This window comes from Nocardia yunnanensis (genome assembly GCF_003626895.1).
In the GTDB taxonomy this organism is placed as follows: Bacteria; Actinomycetota; Actinomycetes; order Mycobacteriales; family Mycobacteriaceae; genus Nocardia; species Nocardia yunnanensis.
On record NZ_CP032568.1, the window covers coordinates 3019449 to 3045710 of the forward strand.

A 26262-nucleotide genomic window follows, 5' to 3' on the forward strand; every position below is an offset into this window, starting at 1 on the left:
CCGGGTGCACCGGCGGGCGGACGGTGCACCCGGACTCCGCATACAGCTTCGTCAACGCCGAGCCGCGCGGACAGCACCATTTGCGCCAAGCCACCGCGCATTGCGCCATCGTCCGGCGGCCGGCCGCTCGGCGGATCGCGGCCATCGGGGCCGACGGCGCTGTCCCAATTCCGTCTGCTCCTGACCGGAAGGACGCTGGCGCGATACCGCTGGCAACCTTATAGTTATTCCACCGCAACATGATCGATCAACCCCCGCCGGACCCTCGGACGGTCGCCGGGTAGGGATCGAATCCCGGTGTCGCACACCACTACCCACCGTTTCCCGGCACGGCCGTGCCGATGGCGGGTCCGGCTGCGCGGCAAGCGTTTTCGGCGGCATCGACGCCGCATGGCTCCCACTCGAATCGAGGCAACCATGTCCTCACCCGACTTCCCGGTCACCGTCCCGGAACTGGCAACGCTGCCCCCGCCGGGTCATCCCATCCTCGCTCTGCCCGTGCGGATATCGCCGCACGCGGCCCGGCTGGAACGATCGATCCTGGAGTGGGCGGACTCCTACCGCTTACTGGAGACGGCCCGACAGCGGGAGCGACTGGCCGGTACACATTTGGGTGAACTCGTCGCGCGCACTTACCCTTTCGTGCGCGAAGATCGCCTCGACACCCTCGTGGGCTGGTTCACCTGGGCCTTCGTCATCGACGACTGGTACGACGGACCCGCCGGCGCCGCGCTCGGAGACCACCGGGACATGGTGGCGCGAGTGCTCGCGGCCCTGCCCGTGGACGGCCGAGCCGGCGGCCGGCGCTCCGGCGCACTCTTCCGGCAACTGGCCCGGGTGTGGACGGGACTGGCGCAACCGCAGAGCCTGCCTTGGCGGCTGCGTTTCGTCGACAGCATGGCGGCGTTCATGGAGTCGTTCGCCTACGAGGCCGCCAACCGGCGGGCCGCGACCACGCCCGGGGTGGCGTCCTATGCCCAGCTGCGGCGGCAGTCCGGCGGGATCACGCCGTGCCTGCATCTGCTGGAATACGCGGCGGGACTGGAGGTTCCGGGCGTCATCCGGCGCAGCGACCCGTTTCAGCGCATGTTCAACTGCGCGGCGGACGTGGTGGTGTGGGTCAACGACGTGGTGTCGCTGCGCAAGGAACTGGCCATCGGCGAGGTGAGCAACGGGGTGCTCGCGCTCGCCGCGGAACGGTCCTGCGGGCTACCGGAGGCCGTCACCGCCGCCTACGGCCGGGTGGCCGACCTCATCGGCGAATTCCACTGCGCGGAAGCGGAACTGACGGAATTGTGCGCGGACTGGCGGGGGCTGACCGATCGCGACCAACGGGCGGTGCGGCTGTACGTCGACGGCATGAAGTACTGGATGCGCGGAAACCTCGACTGGTCGCGGCATTCGGAACGCTACCGGCAGGCCGACCGGCTGCGCCTGGCCACCTCGCCGACCCTGCTGACCTCCGACTGACCCGAGGAGTTTCGTCATGACTGTGCTGTCCGCGGTCGCGTCGAGTGCCGGCGCGCCGATTCCCACCGTGCCGATTCCCACCGCGCCGGGCGCGCTGCCGCTGTTCGGCCACAGCCTGGCCCTGCTGCGCGACCCGCTGCCGCTGCTGCTGTCCCTGCCCGCGCACGGTGACGTGGTCCGGCTGCGGCTGGGCGTGGGGGAGGTGTACGTGGTGTGCACTCCCGAGCTGACCAACGAATTGCTGCACGACCCGCGAACATTCGACAAGGGCGGCTTCTTCTTCGACCGCTTGCGCGAGCTGACGGGCAACAATGTCGCGTCCTGCCCGCACGCGCAGCACGCCGCGCAGCGTCGCCGGGTGCAGCCCGTCTTCCGCAAGGACCGGATGCCCGGCTACGGCCGCACCATCGTCGATCAGGCCGCGGCCGTCACCGCGCGCTGGCGGCACGACACGACCGTCGAGGTCTTCCCCGACATGCTGCGCATCGGCGCGGGCTGCGCCGCCGCCCTGGTCTTCGGCGCGGCGTTCGCCCCGGATGCGCTGGAGCGCACCATCTCCGACATCACGCTGTACGTGAAGGGCATCTTCACCCGCATGTTCCTGCCGCCCGCACTGGCTCGCGTCCCGCTGCCCGCCAATCGCCGCTACGAGCAGGTCCGAAAACGCTTGCGCGACTCGGTCTCCGAGATCGTCGACGGTTACGGCACCACCGCCCATCCGGTCGGCGGCGGTCTGCTGACGGCGCTGCTGGAACCCCCTCCCGGCGGCGGCGCGGAATCGCGGGACGGCCTGGTGGATCAGCTGACTCTCATGCTCATGGCCGGCACCGAATCCACCGCGACCACTGTCGCGTGGGCGCTGCACGAACTCTCCCTCGACCCGGACCTGCAATACCGCCTGCACAGCGAGGTCGATGCCGTCGTCGGCGCCGGCGCCCCCTGTTACGCGCACCTCGAGCACCTGCCGCTGATGGGCCGGGTCCTCACCGAAACCCTCCGAAAGTACCCGGCCGCCTGGATTCTCAGCCGCGTCACCACCAAACCGGCCACCCTCGGCGGCCACCACATTCCGGCGGGCGCACCGATCGTCTTCAGCCCCTACCTGCTGCACCGTCGACCCGACGTCTTCGCCGACCCCGACCGCTTCGACCCGGACCGCTGGCTCCCTGGAGCGCCCCGCCCCCTGCGCTCCGCGCTGATCCCCTTCGGCGGCGGCACCCGCAAATGCGCCGGCGACACCTTCGCCATGACCGAATCGGCCTTGGTGCTGGCCTCGATTCTGACCCGCTGGTCCCTGCACCCGGTCCCGGGAGCCGGCGTCCGCCTGGCCGCCTACGGCGCCCTGCAACCCGAAAACCTGCGCCTGCGAGCGCAATCGCGTCGCTAGGATTCGCCGGGGACCGGTCAGTGGGTGGGTCGGGTGGTGGCGCGGGAGTCGTGCCACAGGCCGAGGTCGAAGTACAGGGTGGTCATCGAATCCCACAGGGTCGGCCATTGCTGCTTGGGGCCCTGGCATTTCCAGACCGCGACCATGCGGTCGATGCCGGGGATGCCCATGGGGTCGTCGACGGCGCCGACCCGCTGCACGTCGGTGAAGTGCGAGCGCAGGTCGGGTTCGGCGGTGTCGAGGCCGACGAAGACCACGGTGGTGGTGGAATTCGCCGGTGGCCCGAAGAATCCGAAGCCGCGGCTCGGGCTGTAGGTGGCGGGCAGGTCGTACTTGCCGCCGAACTCCTCCACCGCGCCGGCCTGCCAGTAACCCTGGGCGATGATGGCGGAGTGCGCCTTCTCCTCGGGCGTGAGCGTCTCGTAGCCGGCGTCCACGGCCGCGACCATCCGGTCCCAGTTGGTGGTGCCCCAGAATGCCGAGCGGATGCCGAGATCGATGGCATTGCGGGTCTCGGTGCGCCAGTCGGACGGCAGCGGCAGCACGGTCAGCGTGCCGATGTAGGTGATCACGGTGACCACGGCGAGCGGGATCATCGCCAGGTTCATCCACCGCTTGCGCGGATACTGGGCGAAACCGACCGCGCCGAAGGCGAACATGGCGGGGAAGAAGCCGGTGGGGTAGTAGGGCCGGCCGTGCGTGATGACCACGAACGCGGTCATCGCCAGCAGGGCGACCGCCACGAATCGATATGGGCGCAACGATTCCTGCTTGACGAGCGCGTAGCCCGCGATCGCCATCAGCACGGTGCCCATGAAGCCCGCCAGACCCAGCCACTGCGGAAAGAATCCGGGCGGACCGTAGCCGGTGGCGTCCTGTTCGGCGCCGATGATCGTGCCCATGGCCAGCTGCGGCCAGTTGTGCTGCGACTGCCAGTACAGAATCGGAACCAGCGACAGGGCGAGAATGCCGGTGGCGATCCACAGCGCGGGGCGGCGCAGGATCTCGCGGGGCCCGCACAGCAGCACACCCAGGCCCAGGCACGCCCAGACCAGCGGGATCATCCACTTCACCTGCATGTCCAGGGCCGCAACGCATCCCGCCACGATGATCAGCCCGTCCTGGCGGGTGCGCACCCAGCGGATGAACAGCCAGGAGATGACCGCGGTGAGGGTGGCGTCGAAGGAGAAGGTGCTCAACGCGCACTGGGTGACCAGCAGATAGGAGGTCGCGTAGGTGAACGCGGCCAGCAGCTGGACGCGGCGGCTCGCGCGCAGTTCGTAGGCGATCAGCGCCGCCACCACGATCGCGCCGACGCTCATCAGGACGGCCGGAAAACGCACGGCCGTCACCGATCCCGGCGCGAGCACGTCCGCGATATGGGCGAACAGCGCCACCACCACGCCCTGATCGGCGTAGGTGTAGTCGAGCCGGCGCCCGGCGGAAAGGAAATAGAGTTCGTCGCCGAAGAAGTCGTAACGGCCCGCCGTCACGGTCAGCAGAATCGTGGAGAGCGCGGCCATCAGCCCGACGCCACGGTATGCGAACGGTGGATGGGTATTCGGAATGGCTTCCGGCTCGGTACGAACCGAAACGACCGCTGTCATCAACTGCCCCTGTTAATTCCGACAGACGCGATTGCGCCCCGCTCCCGTCGGGGCGTCGCATCTGTTCGCCGGCGAACCTATTTCCTCCCCGGCAGCGAAACTGGATGCGCGAGAGCCCGCGATACTGCTCGGATATGCAACGATGCGAAACATTAATGCCTGACTTCGGTGAGCGCAAACGCAGGACAGGGCGATAGCCATCCGCTCTGACGTGTGAAATCGCTGCTCCGAGCGATGAACTCGATTCGAAGTCGGGCGATGACGGATTCGATGACCTATTCGATTGCCGATACGGCAGCCGATAGCCGAACATGCCCGAATGTGACACAGCACGCACCTGCCAATGGAAATAGGGGCTTCCCTTGGCGGAATTTCACGATCGTTCTTTCTCTGTTTACCACCGCCGGCTGCCGGCGGGACGCCGGGTCGCGGGCGGCGCTCACCGTCCGCCCGTGGGCGGCGGCGATGGCCGTGTCCGACCGGCCGCTCGCCCGCCGCGGCGGGCGAGAGTGTGAGTGCCCCTGGATGGCCGGGCCGCCAGTCGGCCGAACGGTAACCGAATGTTCGCCGCTCCGTTGCGAGTTCGCCTCCCGCCCGCGGTCCGTGCGGCCCGCTTGTTTGTCGGTGGGTCGCCGTAGGGTTGCGTCCATGAGCATTTCGTTGTGTCGGCGCGCAGGGCCGGACGAATTCGGTTGCGCCGCCGGTGGTTCGGATAGCACTGTGTTTGTTGTCAGCGATACACGAGAAGGGCCATGGGGAGTGGCCCTCCGGGGGAAGGAACGAATGCCATGAACTGCAAGCCGATTCGCGGGGAGCGTCGCGGCCCGAGGTTTGCCAAGAGCAGCTTCAGCTACGGGGGCGGCGATTGCGTCGAGGTTGCCTACCATGACGGCCGGATCGCGGTGCGTGATTCCAAGGATCGTCACAGCCCGGTGCTGTGGTTCACCAGATCCGAATGGCGCGCGTTCACTTCGGGTGTGCGGGCCGGCGAATTCGATTTCGCGGACTGACGGGTCAGGTGGTGTCGCAGCGTTTCCGCTGCGACACCACCACCCCCACCCCCAATGCGGCCGACCCCTCGACGGCCGCGGAAAATGGTCAATGGGTTGCGAGGCGCTGGATTTCGTCTCGGAGTTCGGTGAGAAATGCCCTGGCCTCTTCGCCGTACCGGGCCATTCGACACAAAGCCGCCCAGCGGCGGCGATGCGCCTCGACGAGTTCGGGACCGCGCGTCACCATGCTTCCCGGAATCGGTTCCGCGGAAGCCAGCGCGTGATCCTCGTTCTCGTAGATGACGAATCCGTGCGGAATCGTGGTACTCGCCTCGATATCCTGCGGAATCACCCCGATGGTGACGGTGTCGAGGGTTTCGATCGAAATGATGCGGTCCAATTGGGCCAGCAGCATGCGATGCGGGCCCGGCCGAAAACGCAGGGCCGCTTCGGTGATGAGGAATTCGAAGCGTTTCGCCGGATCGTAGAGCACCCCCTGGCGCTCCAGGCGCGCGGCGAGCGCGGCCGCGAGCGCGTCGGGCGTGTAGGGCGGATCGAAGGTGGCGAACACCCGGCGGGCGTAATCGGCGGTCTGCAGCAGGCCCGGCACCAGGGCGGGCTGGAAGTTCCGCACCAGGTGCGCGTCCTGCTCCAACGCGCGCACATCGTCCTGCAGATGGGCGCGGTCGGCGAGCGCGGCGGCCCAGTCGCGGACTTCGGGGGAGTGCGCGGCCTCGGTGAGCGTGCGCAACGAGTGCAGGCAATCCTGCTCCGCGCCAACCGCTTTGCCCCAGTCCAGCACCTGCGGTAGCGGCGGAACCACATGTCCCGCTTCGATTCGCGACAGCGTCGACTGGCTGATGCCGACCTGCTTGGCCAGTTCGCGACCCGAGATTCCGGCCAGGTCCCGCAGCCGCCGCAGCTCCGCGCCCAACTGCTGGCGCGGGTGCGGCTGGCGCGCAACGGCATTCACGGCGGGCGCCGCTGCCGTCGGTGCGCCCGCCGCGGGCCGATTCACTGGAATCATGATGATTCAGATCGAATCACTCTGATTCAGCCACGTCAAGACTCGGCCGGTGGAGAGCTGAATCACGTCTGAATCATCGGACGTATCAAGGCGGATCGCGCGATCGATCCGTCGCGCTTCGACTGTGCGGCTACAGTGGGCCTCTGATTCGAAGCGGTCATGTTTCGGAACTGAGACGGAGGAGTGCGCGGCCAGTGAAGAGTTCGGGTCGGTTGCGGTTGCTGGCGGCGTCCACGGTGTGCGGCACCGCAGCGGTGCTGGCGGCGGTCGCGCCGACGGCGGTGGCGGCGGAGCCCGACGGGAAAACCCTTGTGGTGCTCGGTGATTCGTTCTCCGCCAATGCGGAGATCCTGGATCTGCTCGATACCGGCGGGGATGTCGGCTGCAAGCATGTGCCCACCTCGTGGCCGACGCAGCTGACCCAGCGCCTCGGCCTGTCGCCCGACGATGTCGAGGACACCTCGTGTCAGGGCGCGAGTCTCGACACCTCGGGCTGGACCCTGGTGCATCAGGTCAAGCGGGCCATGTCCGAGGGCGCGTTCGGACCGCGCACCCGGACGGTGACGATTCAGCTCGGCATGAACGACACCTGGGGCGCCGACAATCCGGTCGGCATGAATCACGCGGTCACCTGTCTCATCGACCTGGCGGCCGGCTGCGGCCCGGAGGCCGCGACCCAGGGCCGCACCCCAGACCCTGAGGCCATCACCGGTCCGGCCTATGCGGGCCGGGTCCGCCAGGTGGTGGAATACCTGCGCTACTACGCCCCCAACGCCCGGATCGTGTTCGTCGGATACCCGGAAATCCACACGCCCGGACAGGAATCCGCGTGCGCGGGGGTGCTCGGGGTCGATTTCGTGCAGCCCCGCGCCGGCGCGATCACCCGGGTGCTCGACCATCTCGACACCGCGCAGCGCGAGGCGGCGGCCCTGCTGAACGTGAATTTCTTCGACTCCCGGGCCGTCACCGCCGGGCACGGCGCGTGCGCTCCGGATTCCTGGGTGGACGGTGCGTTCGATCCCCGCACCGAACCGCTCGGCTTTCCCTGGCACCCCTCCGCCCGCGGCGATTCGGCGGTAGCCGCCGGCTTGCAGGACTGGATCGCCCGAGGCTGAGCCGGATCGGGCGCGGCTGGGCCGGATCGCGCGAGGCCGTGCGCCGGAACGCGCGCAGCATCACCGCGGTGATCGTGCTGTGCCCTGTTATGACCTGACACCCAGGGGTATCCGCTGCTCAGGAGGTGGATGGCCATGGCTGTTCTATTGCTGGTCCTACTGCTCGCGATCGTGTTCGCGGGCCTGGGCTTCCTGGTGAAGGTCCTGTGGTGGGTGGCTCTCGCGGTGCTGGTGATCTGGTTGCTCGGGTTCGTGTTCCGCAGCGCCGACGCCGCGGGCGGTCGCGGTCGCTGGTATCGGTGGTGAGGCCGGCGATGCCGCGATTCGACCTGGGACGGTTCGCGCGCCGCGTGCCCTCGGCGGCGAGCATGAAAACCACGGCGGTGCCGGTGGCGGCGGCCGCCGTGGTCGGTTCGCTCGCCGCGGGCCCCGGCAGCCGGTGGTATCGCCGGCTGAACAAACCCGCCTTCCAGCCGCCCTCGGCGGTGTTCCCGATCGTATGGACGCTGCTGTACGCCGATATCGCGGTCTGCACCGCCGGCGCTCTCGATCGTGCGCCGAATCCGGCGACCCGGCAGGCGCTTCGACGCGCACTGCTCATCGACGCCGCGCTCAACAGCGGTTGGTCGTGGGTGTTCTTCCGCGCCCACCGGCTCGGTCCGGCGGTGGCGCTGGCGGCGGCCTTGACCCTCAGCAGCGCCGATCTGACTCGGCGCACCACCCAGTTGGACGCCCGCGCCCGGGCGCTGGCGGTCTATCCCGCGTGGTGCGCCTTCGCGACGGTGCTGTCCAACAGCATCCGCCGCCGCAACCGCGCCTAGCAGATCGGAACGCCGACCGAGCCGTCCAGACTGGTGTGGAACAGCAGGCACACCAGCTTGTTCAAGGACTGATAGGCGGATCCGCTGCGCGGTCCCAGCGCTCCCGATCCGGAATCGGTCCCGGAATCGACCGGCTGCACCGTGCTGTCCGGTGTCGCCTGCGCCGGCACCGCCAGGACGGCCGCCGGCATGCACAGGGCCGCCGCCACAGCGAAAGCTCCCACGATCTTCTTCGAATTCATCACGATCCCACCGTTTCTCGAACCTCGCGCGAGCCAGTATTCAACCGGCGCCGCGCCGCCGACAGCCCCGACACTCGGTGCCCCTGGACTTCGGGGCCTCCGCGCGGACGGTGCGCGGTGGCGTGCCGGCCGTTTGCGCCCAGCGGCGGGCGCGCTTACCTTCGACGGATTCGGTACGTGTGGAGAGGGCAGGGATGGGATCGACGACGCGGCAGCGCAGGCCATTTCGGTTCGTGGCCGATCGATACAACATCACCATCACCGCCCTGTCGATCGCCGTCGCCCTGATCATCGGCACGATCGAACTGCTGGGCCTGCTCGCCGGCCAATTCGGCTGGAGCGGCGGCCTGTGGGACACCATCGGCGGCCTGGACCTCAACCTCATCGGTTTTCTCATCGTCGGCCTGTTCGTCCTCACCTGGGCCGCCGCCCTGCTGACCTGGCGCTACGGCCGCATCGAGGAGAAGTGGTCGGCGGCCCTCTCGCCCCGTCCGGAACCGCTGGACTGAATCCGATCCGGTTCGGCCGCAAGCCGTTTGCCGACGGTGACGAACAACAGCACCAGCCCGGCGGTGAGCAGGATGTGGCCCAGCCCTGCCGCGACCGCGATCGCCGTCGTCCCGGACCGACCCAGCACGGTGAGGGTGCCGTGCCACGCCATCATGGCCGTGGTGAGGGCCAGGCCGGCGTTGTAGATCCAGTAGAACCAGCCGAACAGCGGGTGCGTGGTGAGGGCGAACAGCTTTTCCAGCGCCAGCACCACGAGAAAGAACAGCATGCCCAGGGCGAGCAGATGGGTGTGCAGCACGCCGAGTTGGGTTGGGCCGGTGAAGTTCTGGAGTTTGGTGATCTCGCGGTAGTACAGGCCGCTGATCACGCCGACGATCATGTAGACGTGAGCGGTGTTGAGGATCAGTCTCATGCGCGTTCCGCTTCGCCGCGGGGATCGATCGGGGTCGCCGGTCGGAAGGCCGCTTCGATATGGCTCGCGGCCGCCAAGGCGCGATGTTCGGCGAACGGTCCGGCGATCAGCTGCACGCCGATCGGCAGGCCCGTGCGCGACACGGCCGCCGGCACCGTGACCGCGGGCAGCCCAAGATAATTGGCGGCGACCGTGAGGCGCTGCGCGTCGTACATGGTGGCCACCGCCGCGGCGCCGCCGAGGTCGTGGCCGACCGGCCACGGCAGTTGCGCGGACACCGGACCCAGCACGATCGGAGTGTCGGCGAGGAATCGCGACCACGCCGCCCGAACCGGCAGCCGCTCCCCGAGCGCGGCCAGGTAGCCCGAAAGGTCCAGGGGCGGAAACAGTTCCAGTGCGGCGTCGAGGAAGGCGTTGAGTCCGGCGCTGCCGACCTGGCGCATGATCTCGCGACGTTGCACGACCACCTCGGTGGACACCAGCCGGCCATAGGCGGTGGTGGCCTCGCTCAGCCGCGGCAGGGCCTGCTCGCTGACCCGATATCCCGCGTCGGCCAACGCGTCCGCGGCCCGGCCGATGGCGGCCCGGACCTCCGGATCGACCTCGCTCGCGCCGCCGTCGAAGCTCACCGCCACCACGGGCGGCACGGCATCGGCGAAGTCCGGCACCGGAATCCAGGCCGGATCGCGGGGATCGCCGCCGCGCAGCAGCTCGAAAACCAGTGCCAGATCCCGCACCGAGCGCGCCAACGGCCCGGGCGAGGCGAACAGCTGATTGGTCGGTGCGGGCGCCGGACCGGGCAGGCTCGACGCCACCGCGACCCGGCCGGGCGTGGTGCGCAGCGAGGCCACGCCGCAGCAGGCGGCCGGAACCCGCAGTGACCCACCGAAATCGGTGCCCAATCCCAGCGGTGTCATGCCCGTGGCGACGGCCACCGCGTCGCCGCCGCTGGAGCCGCCGGGGCTGCGGGAGGCGTCCCAGGGATTGACGGTCGGCCCGGCGGCATCGTTGTCGGTATGCCAGCGGGTCGCGAAGTCGGGCATATTGGTGCGGGCGAGGGGGATCGCGCCGGCGCGCCGCAGGGCCGCGACCGCCGGGGCGTCCTGTGCGGCAACCGCTTCCGCCATCGCGGCGACACCCCAGGTGGTCGGGCTGCCCGCGACGTCGAGGTTGTTCTTCACGGTGAAGGGCACCCCGGCCAGCGGCCCGCGCGGGCCGTCGTCGCGGTCGAGGGCGGCGGCCGCGGCGAGCGCGGTCTCCGCGAGCACCGACGTGGTCGCGTTGACGGCCGGATCGATCTCGGCGATCCGCTGAAGATGCGCCGACACCGCCTCGACGGCGGTCAGTCGCCGGTCGGCGATCAGGCCCGCCAGCGTATGCGCGTCCTGGGTCCAGACGGCGGTCTTCTCACTGGTGGTCATGCTGTGCTCCCGGCAGGTAGGGCGATAGGTTGTTCACGCCCAAAGCTTCTGTCGCGCCGGGAGATCCGATCAACGAGCGATCGGCGAACGACTCATAACCCTGACTTATCCGGCGTGCGGACCGGGGCCGGCGCGGTCGGCAAAGTCGCGGCCAAGGCGGCGAGATCTCGGATGAGCGAGTTGTCCGCGCCGCGTCGCCACAGCAGCGCCCAGCGGGCCGGCGGTGCGTCCGGCATGGGGACATACGCCACGTCGGGCCGCGAATAGTGCACGGCCGCATGGGCGTGCACGGGCGTGATCGCCTTGCCCGACGCCACCAGCATGATCATGTCCTGGAAGGTGTCCGCGTGCGCGGTCCGCACGATGGCCCGGCCGCTGGGGCTGGTGAAGGGCACCGCGGCGGCCTGCCAGTACTCGGGCGCCTGCTGGGCGGTGCCGGCGCCGAAGACGCCGTAGTCCGCGAGATCCTCGTAGGAGGCCGACTGTCGCGTTGCCAGTGGATGATCCGCGGCGACCAGCAGCAGGAACGGCTCCTCGTACAGGACGGGGCCGACGACCAGGTCGGGTTCCTCGATCGGCAGCCAGCTCACCAGCACGTCGATGTCGTCGGCCCGCAGCGCGCCGAACGGATTGCCGAAATGCACGTGCTCGATGTGCACGCCGCAGTTCGGATACCGGCCCTGAAACATCTTCAGCAGCGGCCGGATCTCCTCGAGGCTGCTGCTGGTCACCCCGACCCGCAGCAGGCCGTGCTCGCCGTAGCGGGCCGAGCGCGCCGCCCGGTCCAGGCTGGCGCGCAGGTCGTGATAGTTGGTGTGCAGGTCTTCGTAGAGCCGGCGTCCGATCGCGGTCAACGTCACGGCCCGGCTGGAGCGCTCGAAAAGCTTTCCGCCGACCTGATTCTCCAATTTCCTGATCACCTGACTGACCCGGGCCTGCGAGAGGTACAGCCGCTCGGCGGTACGACCGAAATGCAATTCGGTGGACAGCGTCAGGAAGATCTCGATGTCGCGCAGTTCGATATCACGCGGATCCATACGTTTTTCCGATCAATCAGGCCAGCTTATGTGATCATACGGGGTCGCCCGTTGATCGATTCCGCCTCGCGTCCCAGGCTCGAGGGGTCCAAGAATTGCGATCGACGGAAGCGAATCATGCTGTCCCACTCTCACTTGCGAACCGCCACGCGCGGCAAGGTCCTGCTGCCCGGCGACGACGAGTTCGACGCCGCGCGCCTGGCCTGGAATCTGACCGTCGATCAACCGGTCGCGGCGGTGGTCCATGCCGAGGACGCCGCGGATGTCGCCGCCGTCATCGGCTACGCGCGCCGGGCGGGCCTGGCCGTCACCGCGCAACCCAGCGGCCACGGGGCCTCCGGCAATGCCGCCGGCGCCATCCTGGTGCGCACCCGCCATCTCGACCGAGTCGAGATCGATCCGGTGCGACGCCGGGCGCGCGTCGGCGCGGGAGTCCGCTGGGGACAGGTGCTCTCGCTGGCCGCGCCCTACGGGCTGACCGGATTGGCGGGCAGTTCACCGCATGTCAGCGTGGTCGGTTACACGCTCGGCGGCGGAATGTCGTGGTTCGGCCGCGCACACGGCTGGGCCGCCGACAGCGTCCGGTCCTTCGACATCGTCGACGCCGAGGGTCGCCAGGCACGGGTGACCGAGGAGTCCGATCCCGAGCTGTTCTGGGGATTGCGCGGTGGCGGCGGGGATTTCGCGTTCGTCACGGCGATGGAATTCGACCTCTTCCCGGCCCCCGCCCTCTACGGCGGCCTGATGGTCTGGCCCGCGGACCGCACCCCGGCCGTGCGCGCGGCCTTCCGCGAGCTCACCGAGCACGCCCCGCCGGAGTTGACCCTCTGGCTCAACCGCCTGGAGCTGCCGCAGGCCCCACCGGTGATCGCCATCGCCGCCGCCTACCTGGGCGCACCCGAGCAAGGCCGAGAGTTGTTGCGGCACTTGGACTCCCTCGGTGCGGTCATCGCGGATACCCGTCGCGAACTCTCGCCGGCAGAACTGGGCGCCATCGTCAACGAGCCGATCACCCCGAGCCCCAGCCTGATGCGGACCGAACTGCTCACCGCCCTCGACGACACCGCCACCGAAATCCTGCTGACCAACCCGATCGACCCACTGATGGGCGTACAACTCCGACACCTGGGCGCAGCACTGGCCGAGCCGACCAGCGGCGCGAACCCTCCCTGCGCCGAACCGTACGCCCTCTACCTACAAGCCTCCACCCCCGACCCGTCCACCTCCGCCGCCGCCCGCGCCACCCAGAAACGCCTTGTCGCCGCTCTCGGCCCCCGCGTCACCGGCCGCAAGCCCTACACCGTCCTGACCCCTGGCGACACCACCGCCCAAGCCTTCCCCGCCGACACCCTCTCCCGCCTGCAAGCCCTCAAACGCACCCGCGACCCCCACTCCGTCTTCCGCGCCAACTACCCTGTCCTGCCCTGACGTCCAAGCGGACGGTATGCGTGAGCGGCGCTGGCAATGAAAAAAGCTTCGCACCGGATCGGTGCGAAGCTTTTCACGATTCGACTGCGCGGAATCAGATAGCGCGGACGTCCTGGGCCTGGGGGCCCTTCTGGCCCTGCTCCACCGAGAACTCGACGCGCTGACCCTCTTCGAGGGACTTGTAACCCGAGCCGCTTACGGCCGAGTAATGCACGAAGACGTCAGGGCCGCCTCCGTCTTGGGCGATGAAGCCGAAGCCTTTTTCGCCGTTGAACCACTTCACACTGCCTTGAGCCATGTTGTAAGCAACTTCTTTTCTGTAGTGAGCCGGGCAAATTCTTGGTGAGTAGCCCGTTCTCGACTGTCAACTATGCCATGCGGGTCCGGGTGCGCGCACGGCGGGTAGCGATCAGGGTGCTGACCGGCAGGTCTGCGCCGCGGGAACGCCGTAGTGGGCGCGGCTTGGGCGAGTAGAGCGGTCATCGCGCGGGATGGCCAGTACCCTGGACTGTGGTTCCGGTGATCGCCGAGCCGCCCGAGGCCTCTGTGCGGTCCTTTCGAATCGCGATGTCGCCGAATCTCTCGGAGAGGCGAATGTGGCAACCACCGCCAGTGAAACCGATGACCAGGACACCGTTGCACCCGTGGCGGAGCCGGCCGGCGACGACATCTGGGATGTCGAGGAGTCGCCGACGCTGCGCCGGGCGCAGAAGGAGGCCGAACTCACCGCCGCCGGGGATTCGACGCGGGCGTATCTGAAGCAGATCGGACGGGTGCCGCTGCTCTCGGCGGCCGAAGAGGTCGATCTGGCGGTCCGGATCGAGGTCGGGCTGTATGCGGCGGAGAAGCTGCGCGCCGAATCGTTCGAGGGCCTCACCGTCGCCCGCCGCCGGGACCTGACCTGGGTGGTCAACGACGGCATCGCCGCCAAAGATCATCTCCTGGAAGCGAATCTGCGCCTGGTGGTGTCGATCGCCAAGCGCTACACCGGGCGCGGCATGGCCTTCCTCGACCTCATCCAGGAGGGCAACTTGGGCCTGGTGCGGGCGGTCGAGAAGTTCGACTACAGCCGCGGATTCAAGTTCTCGACCTATGCCACCTGGTGGATTCGGCAGGCGATCTCGCGCGCCATGGCCGACCAGTCCCGCACCATCCGCATCCCGGTGCACATGGTGGAGATCATCAACAAGCTCGGCCGTGTGCAGCGCGAGCTGTTTCAGCAGCTGGGTCGCGAGGCGACGGTCGACGAACTCGCCGCGGAATTGGGCGTCACGCCCGCGCGAGTGCTCGAGATCCGGCAGATCGCCCGCGAGCCGATCTCGCTGGACCAGACCTTCGGCGACGACGGCACCACCGATTTCGGTGATCTCATCGAAGACTCCGAGGCCATCGTCGCCGTCGAGGCGGTGGCGTTCACCCTGTTGCAGGAGCAGCTGCGGGCCGTGCTCGACACGCTCAGCGAACGCGAATCCGGTGTCATGCGACTGCGTTACGGCCTCGACGACGGCCAGCCCCGCACCCTCGACGATATCGGGAAGATCTACGGCGTCACCCGCGAGCGGATTCGCCAGATCGAGTCGAAGACGATGTCGAAGCTGCGCCACCCGTCACGCTCACAACTGCTCCAGGACTATCTCGAATAGGCGCAACGGATTCGAGTTCGGCCAGTTGCTCTTTGGCCTGGCGTTCCTCCTCCAGCCGCGCCGCCACGACGGTGACGCCGTCGGCGATCTCGAGGCGAGCGCGGGGGTGGATGAGCTCCTCCTCGGCGGTCTCGTGCACGGCCAGCAGCCGACGCAGCGTCCGGAATTTCGCGGCCCGCTCGTCCGGATCGGTGGCGTCGAGGGTTTCGGCGAACAGGGCCTTGATCAGCTCGTGCTGGCGCAGCAGCAGTTCGAGGGCGTCGGCGATGCCCTCGGGATCGCTGCCCGAGTTGCCGAACTGCCCCGGATTTCCGGTGTCTGCCATGGCATTCTCCTTCTGCTCGCGGACGGGTGCACCGGCTCGGGCCGGGTTTGCTGGCCGTACCCAGATCCGGGTGTCTCACGCAACGTTTGGGAGTTCGTGCCGGCGATCAGTCGGGCTGGTCGCGCGGCGGCAGGACCGGGTCCTCGTGTTCGGGGTGGCCCTCGACCATGCGGCGAGCCCGCGCGAGTTCGGCGTCGAATTGCGCGCCGAGCAGGACGGCGACATTGGTGAGCCACAGCCAGACCAGGAAGATCACCGCGCCGGCCAGCGAGCCGTACACCTTGTTGTAGGAGCCGAAAGAGGTGACGTACAGGGTGAATCCGGCGGAGGCGGCGATCCAGAGGATGACCGCCAGCGCACTGCCGGGGCTGATCCAGCGGAAGCCGTACTGGCGAACGTTCGGGCTGATCCAATACAGCAGCGCGATCGCGAGACTCACCAGGATCACCAGCACCGGCCATTTCGCGATATCCCAGACGCGCACCGCGCCCGCGCCGACGCCCATCCAGTCGCCGATCCGGCGTGCCAGCGAGCCGGTGGCGACCACGCCCGCCGCGCAGGCGGCGATCAGCAGCACCATCAGCGCGGTCAGCCCGATTCGCAGCGGAATGGTCTTGTAGAACGGCCGCCCCTCCTCGGCGTGATAGATCGCGTTGGCCGCGCGCATGAACGCCCCGAGATAGCCCGAGGCCGTCCACAATGCCGACAGCACACCGATGATCGCGACGGTGCCCGACAGCGACCGCGAACCTTGCAGCTGGTTGATGGCGTCCACCACCAGCGAGGTGCCGCTGCCCGGGCCGATGGAACGCACGGTGTCGACGAGCGAATTGGTCGCGCCGGGTCCGAGCAGTCCGAGCAGGGCGGTCAGGACGAGCAGTCCGGGGAAGATGGACAGCACGCTGTAATACGTCAGTGCCGCAGCCCAATCGGTGACCTTGTTGGCCTGGAACTCCGAGACCGTGCGGCGTAATACTCCCCACCAGGACCGGCGATTCAAATCCGTTGGACCCTGGGGTGTTTCGCGGTCCTCGCCGCCGCTGTCGGCCATGTCGTGCAGCCTTTCGGTCGCGCGGCGCGATGAACGACGCCGCGGCTCGAGTTCGAACTTTCCTTTGCCTACCCGGGACGAGAAGGCGGAAACGATGGTGTTCCGCAAGGATTCAGACCGTCTCGTCTGGGTATGCGGCTCATACCCTCAGCGCGTCCCGGCTCGCGGAACGCGGCCACGCTGTTGTCGAAGGAGTCGTTCATGCTCGAACCACGGGACATGGCAGTCGATGACATCGTGCGGCAGGGACTGTCGCGGCTCGAGTTCGCCGACGAGATCTTGCGCGCCGCGGCCAGTCCCGAGCGCATCGGCACCGTGCTCACCGGCATTCTGCGTGATCGCCTGACCGTCGGCCCGATGCCTTTCGGCCCGGGCGGATTGATGTCGGTGCACGCGGTCGGCCGGATGCAGGACGCGACGGTGGAGTCCGACGTCCGCGACCACACCCGCCTGACCGTGCATCTCCCGATGGTGCTGCGCGTGGATGTCCACGTCGGCGGCATGTGCGCCAAATTCCTTGCGGGCGTGTGCATTCGAGTACTCATCGCCCTCGCCCTGGACCGCCCCTGCGCCCTGCTGGTCCAGCCCGCCCCCGTCTCGCCCGCCGACGTCACGGTCCGAATCCACGGCGTCAACACACTCGCGCGCTGGGCGTCCCGCACAGGTGTCGTCAGCCCACTACTCGCCGCCGAGGTGGCAGCCCACGCCAACACCATCCTCGAAGACCCCACCCTGACAGCAGTGTCGCGAATCGACGTCCTCGACCTAATCGACCGCGCCTGGAGCTCCGGCCTGATCCTCGACCGCTTCTCCGCCTAGGCCCGTCAATTCACCGAAGTGATGTGACCATCGATGGCATCCTCCACCGGCCGCCCGCAGCCGTGATCGGAATCCGCCCCGTCGAGTATGGCGTCGAGCACCTCCGCCCGATCCAACGTCGCCGGCAGCCGATGCGCCTCCCGCGCACTGACCACCACCGCCAAAAGCACAGTGGCATAAACCCGTGACCGCGGCACCGTCAACCGCCACCCGCACCGCTCCTTCTCCCGCAACCGAGCCTCCACGGCCTCGAGCACATCCTGAATAACCTGCAACTCGATCTGCTCGGAGTCATCGCAAGGCATGGCGACCCCCCAATCCCGTTGTGCCGTCGCCGAAGAACGCCAGCGCCAGCAGCGTCATCCCGTACCGCCACGCGCCGCACGCCCGCCTCCGATGCGGCGTCGGCCGCCGCCGCGTCCGCCGCGGCCGCTCCGCCTCGACCCGCTCGATGATCGAACGAACCGACCACTCGCTCTCGCTCGACATCCCGATCTCCTCCCTGCCGCCGCTGTGTGCCCTCAGCACACCAGCCGCAAAGCACTGGTTGGCGCGAAATCGGGTATCCGATCGAAAGCCGCCCGAAACTGCACGGAGGTAGTCGATAATGCTCTGAGCAGCACCCGATTTCGCGCTCCGATCCACCCGGTTCGAGGATGAGAGAGTCGGCATGGCCAGCGATGATGACAGCGACGCGGTGGATACCGCTGCGGGTTCTACCCTGCCGCGACGGCAACTCGGCCGGTTTCTTCGGGAATGCCGTGAGGCGAACGGTTTCACGATCGCTGCTGCGGCAAAGCTCGTGGACTTGTCCGCCTCTGCCCTGCAACGAATCGAGGCGGGCCAGACTCAGAAGGTGCGCAAGCAGGACGTGCGCGCATTGTGCGAGATGTACGGGGTCAGCGCGGACGAACTGCGTGCGGCCATCGACCTCGCGACGATCGCGCGAACGCAGAGTTGGTATCACGCCTACGGCGGGCTGTACTCGGACGCATTCAATATGTACACCGGACTCGAGGCCGCCGCACGACGGCTGACCACCTACCACGAACACATCCCCGGGCTTTTGCAGACTGCCGACTATGCCCGGGCCGTGATCGGGGCATACCCGGGATTCACCGATCGCACCGACATCGACCGCAGGGTCGAACATCGAATGAAGCGGCAGGTCATCGTCACTCGCAAGACGCGCCCGGTCACCTTGGACGTACTGCTGCACGAATCCGCATTGCATCGGTTGATCGGCAGCCGGCGGATTATGGCCGCTCAACTGCGGCATCTTGCCGAGGCGTCGAAGCTGCCCAACGTGACTGTGCGAATCCATCCATTCTCAGCGGGATTGGCCTGGGGCATGCCGCGAGGCTCGTTCACTCTGCTGGAGTTCGACACCAACGGCGAGCACGTCGAACCGCCGATCGTGTACATCGAAGGCGGCCCCACCCAGGACGTCTATCTCGAGAAGCCGGACGAGGTCCGGCTCTACAGTGAGCTTGCCGCTGCCATCCGCGAGCGTGCGTTGGAAGACGGACCGAGCCGAGAGCTGGTTCGCCGGGTAATCAAGGAGTTCGAACGTGAGTACCGCTGATCTATCCGAGGCCAGCTGGTTCAAGAGTAGCCACAGTGGAAGCCAGGGGGATTGCGTCGAAGTGGCGTGGCTTGGGGAAGGCGCTGTAGGCGTGCGGGATTCGAAGAATCCAATCGGTCCTGCATTGGTTTTCGCTCCGGGCCAATGGGATTCGTTCGTAAGCCGTCTCGCGTCCGGTGAGTGAAATCGGTTTACGATCGCAAACGTCCGCACGGTGAATCGGGGCGAGGTGGTGCAATCAGCTCACGTTCCCGGTGTGGGTGGTGTCGCTGGTCTCGGTTGAATTGTGCTGGCGCCAGGCGTTGTTCCAGCCTCGCAGCATTGCGGGGTAGACGGTGAGGAGGCGGAAGGGTTCTATGGCGGCCATGTAGAGGTGGCCGAGGAGTCCGTTGGGGCGGACGAGGACGGCCATGCGGAGGTCGTAGCCGTCGGGGGTGGGGACCCAGCCGAAATGGGCTATGCCGTGGACGGTTTCGTTGGCCAGTTCTAGGGCTGCCTCGTCGTGAAGTTCGTACAGCGGGGTGAACGGAGTGTTCGGCACTGCGGGGCCGGCGGTGTCTCGGAGGTCGGCGGGGAGGCGGTCGCGTAGGGAGGGGACGCGGGCGCCGAGTCCGGCGCGGGGGCGGTCCCAGCCCAGGAGTGCGCCGAGCCGCCATCGCACCGCGAACAGGAATCGGCTAGGCCAGGAGGTCGGCGGGCGATCTCGGAGGGTGGCCAGGGCGAGGGGGAAGTCGTCCGGGCCGGCGCCGGGGGCGGGGAAGGCCCAGACATCCTGGAGGTGGAACTCCGGGGCGATTTCGTGGATGCGCCAAGGCATTTCGGCATGCGCTGCGCGAGGGAGTCGGTTGGACATGACACCGTCCTCAGGGGGGTTATACGGTTGCGTATACTTCGAGAGTAGATCGGTTATACGGTTCCGTACAACGCTTGGGTGAGGTGGATCACGGCATGGGCGCGCTGCGCACACCACGCGAAACATGGATCGACGCAGGGCTTTCCGCCTTGGCCTCCGGCGGCGTCGATGCCGTGCGGGTCGAAACGTTGGCCAAAGCGCTCGGGGTCACCAAGGGCGGCTTCTACGGCTACTTCACCGACCGGGAGGCCTTGCTGACGGCGATGCTCGACACCTGGGAGCGCGAGGCGGTCGACAAGGTGCTCGCGGAGGTTGCCCGCGCCGACGGGACGGTGCTGGACAAGGCCCGCCTGGCCGGTCACCTCACCTTCTCCAGCGACCGGCTGCTCCCCATCGACCTCGCTATTCGCGACTGGGCGCGCCGCGACTCCGCCGTCGCCGAACGCCTACGCCGGGTGGACAACCGGCGTATGGACCTGCTGCGCGACGCCATCGGCACCATCTGCCCGGACCCCGACGAAGTCGAGGCCCGCAGCCTGCTCGCCTTCTGCACGGCCATCGGCAGCCACTTCCTGGCCGCCGATCACGCCGGCCGCACCCGCGAAGAAGTCATCGCCCGCGCCGGCGACCTGATCCTCAACCCGCCGACGGGTGCGTGAACGGCCGAAAGTCGTATTTACTCCGTGGGCGTGCCGTCCGCGCGCGGCTCGATGACGAAAGCGGTGTTGCCCTGCGGGTCGAGGCCGGTATCGAGAATCTTGTCGTCGAGGAACGCGGCCGCGTCTTGATCGAGGAAGACGCGCGCACCCTCGGAGATGACCACCTCGTCGTCCTCGGCGGGGGCCTCGGTGATGGCGAGCTCGAAGCTCTGGGCATGGTCCGGAGTGGAGATCCGCAGCCCCGCCTGCGGCGGCACCCCCTCCTGGGTGGTGATATCGCGAACCACATCGACGGCATTGGGCGTCAGTACCAACATATGTCGCAGTCCTTCCGTCGTCGGAGCGCCCGGGTGGCGCGCGACAGTCGTTCGAGTAACCGTGAGGTCTGCGCCGAAACATCCGCCGGTGGGTGCGGGGACGGCTCGGGATCAGCGCCCGCTGCCCGGCCGCGCGTTGGGATGGTGGGTGGCGCCGTTCTCGTCGCGGGTCTGCGACCTCCGGCCATGACCCCTCATCCCTGGCGACGAGCCGGCGGGCATGGCATCCGTCCATCCGGTGTCTGTGAACGACACCGGATGGCCGCCGACGATCAACGCGGTAACCGCACCGGGCCGGGCACCCACGCATAAATCGCCGTGCGCGCACCGAATTTCGCGTACCTGTTGACCAATTCCTTACTGACAGCTGCCAACCGACCGCTGATGTGCAGGCGACGCAGCGTATCGTCACGCCGGGCAGCCTGCACGAGCCCGTCGCGCCGGCCCAAGCTGAGGGCCTGCCCGGTATAACCCATGGAGAACGGTTTCGGCGTGCGACCGCCGATCAGCCGTGCCAGCGTCGCCGCCGCATGCGCACCCTGCGGACCGGCTGTGGCACAGGCGAACCGGGCACCCGGGACAGCCGCGCAATCGCCGATCACGAAGATTCTCGGGTCGCTGACGCTGCGCAGGTACTGATCGACCACGGCCCGCCCGTCGGAGTTCACCCGCAAGCCGCTGCGTGCCGCCAGATCCGGTACGCCCGACACGATCGCCCACAGGGTCAGCGCCGAATCCAGCACCTCGCCGCCGCTCAGGGTGATCGTCCCGCTGCGAGCGTCGTCCCCGGCGCGCACGCCGGTGACGGTGTCGTGGACGAGCTGGACGCCCAGGCGTTCGAGGACGCCCAGCACCCGGCGCTGGACACGCGGCGAGAGACTCGCGCCGACGGCCGGACTCACCAGCCGCACACGCAATTCCGGATGGGATTCGGCGATCTCGCTCGCGGTCTCGATGCCGGTCAGCCCGCCGCCGACGACGGTGACGGCGGCGTCCGCGCTCAACTCGCCCAGCAGCGCTCGTGCGCGTTCGGCCCCCTCCCAGATGCCCACCGGAATGGCATCCGCCGGTGCGACCACGGTGCTGCCGACCGCCAGCAGCGCATAGTCGAACGGCAGCTCCGTCGAATCGTGCAGCGCCACAACGCCGTCGCCGACCTTGTCGACCGACCCGATGCGGGTATCGATGCCCGCGCGCAGCATGTCGGTCAATGGCGTTGCGGCCCTACCGGTTCCGGCGAGCTGCTCGTGCAACCGGACGCGTTCGACGAATTCCGCACGCGGATTCACACGGTGATCTCCGCATCGGGCACTCGTCTCGCCAACCGGTTCGCCGCGATCGTTCCCGCATACCCGGCCCCCACCACGACAATCTTCATCGCTACCTCTCCTGTTCGACAACGACCGCCCCCAACCGGGTCAGCGATCCTGCTCGTTGTGCTCGCCCAGCGCGAAGTCGACGACCTCGCGCAATTGCTCGAGCGGTGACCCGCCGATGGCGGCTCGATTTCCCGCGGTCATCACAATGCCCAGATAGGCGAAGTACACGACCCGGGCCCGCCGCGCGGCGACCGCGGGCGCGAATCCCGCACGCGCCAGCACGTTCTCGATCTCGCTCACCAGCGCCAGCGCCAGATTGTCGAAGATCGCCGATTCGTGCGTTCCGCGCACGATGATCGAACTGTATTCCCGCGACAGCACCGGATCCTGTGCGAAATACGCGAGGAACGGCTCGAACAACGCCATGATCGCCGCATTCGACGCCGCCGGCGGCTCACCGCCCGCCGCCCGCGTTTCGTGCACGGCCGCGATCCAGTCGTCGAAGACGGCCACCAGCAAGGCGTCCTTGTCGCCGACCGCCATCACCGAGCCCGCGCTCACTCCCGCCCGGGCGGCGATCTGCCGGACCGTCGTGGACGCGAAACCCTGTGTGCGGAACAGCTCTTCGGCCGCGGTGAGCACCCGCCGCCGAGTGGCATCCCGCGCCGCGGCCCTTGACTGAACACGTTCAGTGAACATGTTCAGCAGTCTGGCCCGCGGGCCGATCGAAGTCCAGCGTGGGCCGGGTCTCACCCCGAGTGAGTGACTCGTTCCGAAATTCTCGTCCTGCTTGCCTATTCAGGACAAATGGGATGAGCGGTTTTCGGCAAGATAACCGGATCGCATCGAATAGGGAAATAGGTGAGACCACAGCGGCATTCGCTCGCACGAGCCGCTAACGCGAGCCTACCGTTGGAGGGCATAGATCCTCGGCGGTCTCTCGGCAAAACAGACTCCCGAGAAGATTTTCGAAGGGGGAGATCATGCCGGAAGTAAAGGGCGTATTGCTGCCCGCCTATGTGCTGGCCGACGAATCCGGTTCGATGGGACCGTTTCGCGGCGATTTGTACAACGGGCTGGTTTCACTCTGCGAAGGCTTGCGCGCCGAACCCATGATCGCGGCCAAGCTACGGCTGGCCATCCTCGGCTTCTCCGATGACGTCCAGGTCCGCCTCGCTATCGCCGATATGCGGGTGCAGACCGCGCTGCCGCAGATCGTCATTCGCGGATTGACCAACTACCAGGCGGTTTTCGACGATCTACTGCGCCGCATCCCCGACGATGTGCAATGGCTGCGCGGCGAGGGCTACAAAGTGCACCGCCCGGTGGTCTTCATGCTCAGCGACGGCCAGCCCACCGACGGCGGCGCCTGGCGCGGACCGCACGGTGTGCTCATCGACAAATCCCGAACACCGGTCGCGCCCAACATCATCGCGTGCGGCATCGGCGACGCCGAACCGTCGACCATGGTCGAAGTCGCGACCCGGCCCGAGTTCGCATTCGTCGCCAAACCGGGCGTGGATATCGGCCAGGCGATCGCGGAATTCTTTCACGCCTTGACCGCGAGCCTGGTCGCCTCGGGCATCGCCTTGAATTCCGGTACGCCACAACTGGTTATCAACCGGCCCGACCAGTTCACCATGGCGATCGACGAGGTGGGTTAGCGATGTCGCTGCTGCGACGGCAGAAAGCGGCCGAGGACATCGAACCGGGAGACGACAGCCGGCCAGGGCGCGAGGGCGAACATCCCCGCTCCGTCGCGGAACCCGAGGTCGCGCCGCCGACCGCGAGCCCGCCCGCCCCGCAGCCCTGGCAGCCGATCGCGGTCGACGAAGCCGGGCCGGTATTCGAGGCGCGCCCGCCGGCCGGTCCCGACTCCTTCGACTTTCCCGACACCGAATGCGACGGCTGGTCCACCGCCTCCGCCACCCTGCGCTACGCCTCCGTGCGGGGCGCGCGGCATCGCTATCATCGTGAGCCACGCCAGGATTCGGCACGCGCCGCCCTGCACGCGGCCAGTGACACCATCGTGTTCGCGGTGGCCGACGGCGTCTCGAGCGCCACCATCGCGCACCGCGGCGCGCACGAAGTGTGCGAGGCTGCCGTCGGCCGAATGCTGCACTGCCTGTCGGCGGATCCGCGCTGGGGCGATTTCGACGACCTGGCGCGGTATTGCGCGGGGAGCCTGCGCAATCTGGCGAGTTGGCGGCTGCGCGAGCAGCATCCGGCGCCACCGGAGATCGCCAGGCTCTACGCGACCACCCTGGTGGCGGGGCTGGTGTGGCCGCATTCGGACGGCCCGGTCGCGGAACTGTTCCGGATCGGCGATTCCGGCGCCTGGGTCCTGGATCGCGCCGCGGGACGCTACGTCGACCTGTTCGGGTCCGACGAGCCGGAGGACGTGGTGTCCACCGGCGTCACGCCACTGCCGCATCTGCCCGAGCGGGTGGACGTCGTGAAGCGGCAACTGTCCCCGTCGCAGGTGCTGCTGGTCGGCACCGACGGTTTCGGGGTGCCGCTGGGCGACGGCGACGGCCTGATCGGAGCCCTGTTCGCCCGCCATCTCGGCGCGCCGCCGGCCCCTAGTTGGCTGGCACACGTGCTGGACTTCTCCCGCGCCACCTTCGACGACGACCGGACGCTGCTGGCGATCTGGCCCCGCGATCCGCAGGGGCCGCAATGACTTCCGCCCCGGCGCGCACCCTCGACCGCACCGCCCTCGTGCTGGGCAAACGGCTGGGCCAGGGCGGGCAGGGGACGGTCCACGAGGTGACCAACCGGACGTTCAGGGTCGGATCGGGACCGGCGTGGGAGGTGGTGTTCAAGGAGTACGACGCGGCGCTGCTGCCCGCGCTGGATGCCGCGGCACTGCGCGCGATGGTGGATCTGCTCTTCGGCATGAGCGCGACCGAGGGCGAATGGCTGTGTGATCGCGCGGCCTGGCCCGCCCTGGTCGTCGAAGACCGGGGACGGGTGTGCGGATTCCTGATGCGCGCCGTGCCCGAGGCGTTCCGCTTCGATCTGCGCAGCCTGTCCGGGGCCGCGTCGACCTCGCGGCGGCTGGCCAACTTCGAATACCTGCTCAACGACGACGCCTATATCGCCGGAATCGGGCTCAGCATCAGCGATTCGGATCGGCTGGCGCTGCTCGCGGACCTGTCGGCGACGCTGTCGCGTTTGCATCGGCTGGGCATCGTGGTGGGGGATCTGTCCCCGAAGAACCTGCTGTTTCGGACCAAACCGGACGCCGGATGCTTTCTGCTGGACTGCGACGCCATGCGACTGCACGGCGCGAGCGTGCTGCCGCAGGCCGAAACCCCGGACTGGCAACTGCCTTCCGGTGAGGAGAAGGCGACCCGGCAGGGCGATATCTACAAGCTCGGGCTGCTGGCGGCGCGGCTGTTCGAGCGCAATCAGACCAGTACCAATGCCGCCGCGCTCACGGCCGTCAGTCCGACGCTGGGCAATCTCGCGCAGTCGAGTCTGCATCCCGAACCGCCGCGGCGGCCCAGTCCGTCACAGTGGACCGAAATGCTGACGGTCACCATTCCGACCGTTCGCGTGACGCCCTCCTTCGCCCAGACGCCGCCGGTGCGGCCGCCCTGGCAACGGCAACCGGTCGCGGGGACGAGTACGCCAGTTCCGTTGCCGCTCAGCCCGATTCTGCTCGGTGCCGCGGTCGTGGTGATCATCGCGTTGGTGGCGGTACTGCTGCTCACCCGCTCGCATCCCGCCCACGACGGCAGCGTATCGGCGATCACGACAATCGCTGGGCAGAACGAGTTTTCGACGACCTACCGCTATACGACGACCACGCCGGCGCCGGTGAGCCAGGTCGGCCTCGTCACGCTCGCGCCCGCACTCGCGGGCGATTCGCGGGCCATCGCGATCGCCACCACGCTCAACGCCTACTTCAGCGGAATCAACAGCGGGAACTACGACGCGGCCATCGAGGAGCTGGACCCGTCGCTGCGCGGCAATCGCGCCAGCTTCGCCCAAGGCTGGGCGTCCTCCACCGATCGCAATATCGAAGTGATCGAGGTCGATTCGGGGCCCAGCGCCCGGGTCACCTTTCAGAGCACGCAGGCGGCGGGGCAGGGGCCACGCGGGCTGGAGGACGCGACCTGCGTCAACTGGGATCTGCGGTACACCTTCAGCCAGCCGGGCAGTGACTATCTGATCTACCACTCGAGCGCGGTCAGCGGGCCCAGCCGGTGCTGAG

Annotated in this window: 29 protein-coding genes and 2 pseudogenes; 16 read left to right on the forward strand and 15 right to left on the reverse strand. The window is 68.1% G+C overall.

Features of this window, described 5'->3' with window-relative positions:
• Window positions 1-390 precede the first annotated feature (390 nt).
• Complete coding sequence (locus D7D52_RS13935; RefSeq protein WP_162958304.1) at window positions 391-1470, forward strand: terpene synthase family protein; 1080 nt, start codon at window positions 391-393, stop codon at window positions 1468-1470.
• Window positions 1471-1486: 16 nt separating this feature from the next.
• Window positions 1487-2857, forward strand: coding sequence for a cytochrome P450 (locus D7D52_RS13940; protein WP_120736700.1), 1371 nt, complete (start codon window positions 1487-1489; stop codon window positions 2855-2857).
• Window positions 2858-2874: 17 nt separating this feature from the next.
• Here the strand turns inward: D7D52_RS13940 and D7D52_RS13945 are convergent, their stop codons facing one another.
• Complete coding sequence (locus D7D52_RS13945) at window positions 2875-4464, reverse strand: ArnT family glycosyltransferase (RefSeq protein ID WP_120736701.1); 1590 nt, start codon at window positions 4462-4464, stop codon at window positions 2875-2877.
• A gap of 788 nt (window positions 4465-5252) precedes the next feature.
• Between D7D52_RS13945 and D7D52_RS13950 the strand changes: the two genes are divergently transcribed.
• Window positions 5253-5474 carry a DUF397 domain-containing protein gene (locus D7D52_RS13950; protein WP_120736702.1) on the forward strand — a complete coding sequence of 74 codons (222 nt, stop codon included), beginning with the start codon at window positions 5253-5255 and terminating at the stop codon, window positions 5472-5474.
• An 88-nt stretch (window positions 5475-5562) separates the two neighbouring features.
• On the opposite strand, the gene D7D52_RS13955 is transcribed toward D7D52_RS13950, so the two are convergent.
• Window positions 5563-6474: a helix-turn-helix domain-containing protein gene (locus D7D52_RS13955; RefSeq protein WP_222932821.1), complete on the reverse strand. Its 912-nt coding sequence runs from the start codon at window positions 6472-6474 to the stop codon at window positions 5563-5565.
• Window positions 6475-6677: 203 nt separating this feature from the next.
• On the opposite strand from D7D52_RS13955, the gene D7D52_RS13960 reads away from it, so the two are divergent.
• From D7D52_RS13960 to D7D52_RS13970, 3 genes are all read left to right on the forward strand, one after another.
• A complete protein-coding gene (locus D7D52_RS13960; protein WP_162958305.1) occupies window positions 6678-7598 on the forward strand; it encodes an SGNH/GDSL hydrolase family protein in 921 nt (306 codons plus the stop codon).
• A gap of 135 nt (window positions 7599-7733) precedes the next feature.
• On the forward strand, window positions 7734-7904 hold the full coding sequence (locus tag D7D52_RS13965; protein WP_120744095.1) for a hydrophobic protein: 171 nt from the start codon (window positions 7734-7736) through the stop codon (window positions 7902-7904).
• Between the two features lie 62 nt (window positions 7905-7966).
• A complete protein-coding gene (locus tag D7D52_RS13970) occupies window positions 7967-8419 on the forward strand; it encodes a TspO/MBR family protein (protein WP_120744096.1) in 453 nt (150 codons plus the stop codon).
• Here the strand turns inward: D7D52_RS13970 and D7D52_RS13975 are convergent.
• Complete coding sequence (locus D7D52_RS13975) at window positions 8416-8661, reverse strand: hypothetical protein (RefSeq protein WP_120736705.1); 246 nt, start codon at window positions 8659-8661, stop codon at window positions 8416-8418. The genes D7D52_RS13970 and D7D52_RS13975 overlap by 4 nt on opposite strands.
• 245 nt (window positions 8662-8906) lie before the next feature.
• On the opposite strand from D7D52_RS13975, the pseudogene D7D52_RS13980 reads away from it, so the two are divergent.
• A pseudogene (locus D7D52_RS13980) lies at window positions 8907-9170 on the forward strand (HoxN/HupN/NixA family nickel/cobalt transporter); the annotation flags it as partial.
• Here the strand turns inward: D7D52_RS13980 and D7D52_RS13985 are convergent.
• The 3 genes from D7D52_RS13985 to D7D52_RS13995 all read right to left on the reverse strand — a co-directional run bounded on the left by D7D52_RS13985 (window position 9107) and on the right by D7D52_RS13995 (window position 12041).
• On the reverse strand, window positions 9107-9583 hold the full coding sequence (locus D7D52_RS13985) for a DUF2871 domain-containing protein (protein ID WP_120736707.1): 477 nt from the start codon (window positions 9581-9583) through the stop codon (window positions 9107-9109). The pseudogene D7D52_RS13980 and the gene D7D52_RS13985 overlap by 64 nt on opposite strands.
• Window positions 9580-11004, reverse strand: a complete 1425-nt coding sequence (locus D7D52_RS13990; protein WP_120736708.1) for an amidase — start codon at window positions 11002-11004, stop codon at window positions 9580-9582. Before D7D52_RS13990 ends, D7D52_RS13985 begins: the two co-directional genes overlap by 4 nt.
• A 92-nt stretch (window positions 11005-11096) precedes the next feature.
• Entirely contained in the window at window positions 11097-12041 is a 945-nt protein-coding gene (locus tag D7D52_RS13995) for a LysR family transcriptional regulator (RefSeq protein WP_120736709.1), read from the reverse strand.
• Between the two features lie 117 nt (window positions 12042-12158).
• On the opposite strand from D7D52_RS13995, the gene D7D52_RS14000 reads away from it, so the two are divergent.
• Complete coding sequence (locus tag D7D52_RS14000) at window positions 12159-13469, forward strand: FAD-binding oxidoreductase (protein ID WP_120736710.1); 1311 nt, start codon at window positions 12159-12161, stop codon at window positions 13467-13469.
• Between the two features lie 94 nt (window positions 13470-13563).
• On the opposite strand, the gene D7D52_RS14005 is transcribed toward D7D52_RS14000, so the two are convergent.
• A complete protein-coding gene (locus D7D52_RS14005; RefSeq protein WP_120736711.1) occupies window positions 13564-13767 on the reverse strand; it encodes a cold-shock protein in 204 nt (67 codons plus the stop codon).
• A gap of 361 nt (window positions 13768-14128) precedes the next feature.
• Between D7D52_RS14005 and D7D52_RS14010 the strand changes: the two are divergent.
• Window positions 14129-15112: pseudogene (locus tag D7D52_RS14010) on the forward strand (RNA polymerase sigma factor); the annotation flags it as partial.
• Here D7D52_RS14010 and D7D52_RS14015 read toward each other — a convergent pair.
• The gene (locus D7D52_RS14015) at window positions 15018-15437 is read right to left on the reverse strand and encodes a hemerythrin domain-containing protein (RefSeq protein ID WP_120736713.1); all 420 of its coding nucleotides are present in this window, start codon (window positions 15435-15437) and stop codon (window positions 15018-15020) included. The pseudogene D7D52_RS14010 and the gene D7D52_RS14015 overlap by 95 nt on opposite strands.
• Before the next feature lie 106 nt (window positions 15438-15543).
• A complete protein-coding gene (locus tag D7D52_RS14020) occupies window positions 15544-16488 on the reverse strand; it encodes a YihY/virulence factor BrkB family protein (protein ID WP_120736714.1) in 945 nt (314 codons plus the stop codon).
• Between the two features lie 201 nt (window positions 16489-16689).
• On the opposite strand from D7D52_RS14020, the gene D7D52_RS14025 reads away from it, so the two are divergent.
• Window positions 16690-17307 carry a hypothetical protein gene (locus D7D52_RS14025; protein WP_162958306.1) on the forward strand — a complete coding sequence of 206 codons (618 nt, stop codon included), beginning with the start codon at window positions 16690-16692 and terminating at the stop codon, window positions 17305-17307.
• Window positions 17308-17312: 5 nt separating this feature from the next.
• On the opposite strand, the gene D7D52_RS14030 is transcribed toward D7D52_RS14025, so the two are convergent.
• The gene (locus D7D52_RS14030; RefSeq protein ID WP_120736716.1) at window positions 17313-17612 is read right to left on the reverse strand and encodes a hypothetical protein; all 300 of its coding nucleotides are present in this window, start codon (window positions 17610-17612) and stop codon (window positions 17313-17315) included.
• Window positions 17599-17796, reverse strand: a complete 198-nt coding sequence (locus D7D52_RS14035) for a hypothetical protein (RefSeq protein WP_162958307.1) — start codon at window positions 17794-17796, stop codon at window positions 17599-17601. Before D7D52_RS14035 ends, D7D52_RS14030 begins: the two co-directional genes overlap by 14 nt.
• A 181-nt stretch (window positions 17797-17977) precedes the next feature.
• On the opposite strand from D7D52_RS14035, the gene D7D52_RS14040 reads away from it, so the two are divergent.
• On the forward strand, window positions 17978-18892 hold the full coding sequence (locus tag D7D52_RS14040; RefSeq protein ID WP_120736718.1) for a helix-turn-helix domain-containing protein: 915 nt from the start codon (window positions 17978-17980) through the stop codon (window positions 18890-18892).
• A complete protein-coding gene (locus D7D52_RS14045) occupies window positions 18879-19076 on the forward strand; it encodes a DUF397 domain-containing protein (protein ID WP_120736719.1) in 198 nt (65 codons plus the stop codon). Before D7D52_RS14040 ends, D7D52_RS14045 begins: the two co-directional genes overlap by 14 nt.
• A gap of 54 nt (window positions 19077-19130) precedes the next feature.
• Here D7D52_RS14045 and D7D52_RS14050 read toward each other — a convergent pair whose 3' ends face one another.
• Window positions 19131-19745 (reverse strand): DUF2867 domain-containing protein, encoded by a 615-nt coding sequence (locus tag D7D52_RS14050; RefSeq protein ID WP_120736720.1) that lies wholly within the window; start codon window positions 19743-19745, stop codon window positions 19131-19133.
• Window positions 19746-19840: 95 nt separating this feature from the next.
• On the opposite strand from D7D52_RS14050, the gene D7D52_RS14055 reads away from it, so the two are divergent.
• A complete protein-coding gene (locus tag D7D52_RS14055) occupies window positions 19841-20404 on the forward strand; it encodes a TetR/AcrR family transcriptional regulator (RefSeq protein ID WP_120744097.1) in 564 nt (187 codons plus the stop codon).
• Between the two features lie 17 nt (window positions 20405-20421).
• Here the strand turns inward: D7D52_RS14055 and D7D52_RS14060 are convergent, their stop codons facing one another.
• The 3 genes from D7D52_RS14060 to D7D52_RS14070 all read right to left on the reverse strand — a co-directional run bounded on the left by D7D52_RS14060 (window position 20422) and on the right by D7D52_RS14070 (window position 22739).
• Window positions 20422-20721 carry a hypothetical protein gene (locus D7D52_RS14060; RefSeq protein ID WP_120736721.1) on the reverse strand — a complete coding sequence of 100 codons (300 nt, stop codon included), beginning with the start codon at window positions 20719-20721 and terminating at the stop codon, window positions 20422-20424.
• A 272-nt stretch (window positions 20722-20993) separates the two neighbouring features.
• Complete coding sequence (locus D7D52_RS14065; protein WP_246023858.1) at window positions 20994-22010, reverse strand: NAD(P)/FAD-dependent oxidoreductase; 1017 nt, start codon at window positions 22008-22010, stop codon at window positions 20994-20996.
• Between the two features lie 129 nt (window positions 22011-22139).
• Window positions 22140-22739 (reverse strand): TetR/AcrR family transcriptional regulator, encoded by a 600-nt coding sequence (locus D7D52_RS14070; RefSeq protein WP_120736722.1) that lies wholly within the window; start codon window positions 22737-22739, stop codon window positions 22140-22142.
• A 284-nt stretch (window positions 22740-23023) separates the two neighbouring features.
• Here D7D52_RS14070 and D7D52_RS14075 point away from each other — a divergent pair, with 284 nt between their 5' ends.
• The 3 genes from D7D52_RS14075 to D7D52_RS14085 are packed head-to-tail and all read left to right on the forward strand — an operon-like array spanning window position 23024 to window position 26261.
• The gene (locus tag D7D52_RS14075) at window positions 23024-23704 is read left to right on the forward strand and encodes a vWA domain-containing protein (protein WP_120736723.1); all 681 of its coding nucleotides are present in this window, start codon (window positions 23024-23026) and stop codon (window positions 23702-23704) included.
• Window positions 23705-23706: 2 nt separating this feature from the next.
• Window positions 23707-24723, forward strand: coding sequence for a protein phosphatase 2C domain-containing protein (locus tag D7D52_RS14080; RefSeq protein ID WP_120736724.1), 1017 nt, complete (start codon window positions 23707-23709; stop codon window positions 24721-24723).
• Window positions 24720-26261: a hypothetical protein gene (locus D7D52_RS14085; RefSeq protein ID WP_120736725.1), complete on the forward strand. Its 1542-nt coding sequence runs from the start codon at window positions 24720-24722 to the stop codon at window positions 26259-26261. The genes D7D52_RS14080 and D7D52_RS14085 overlap by 4 nt, the downstream gene beginning before the upstream one ends.
• Window position 26262 lies beyond the last annotated feature (1 nt).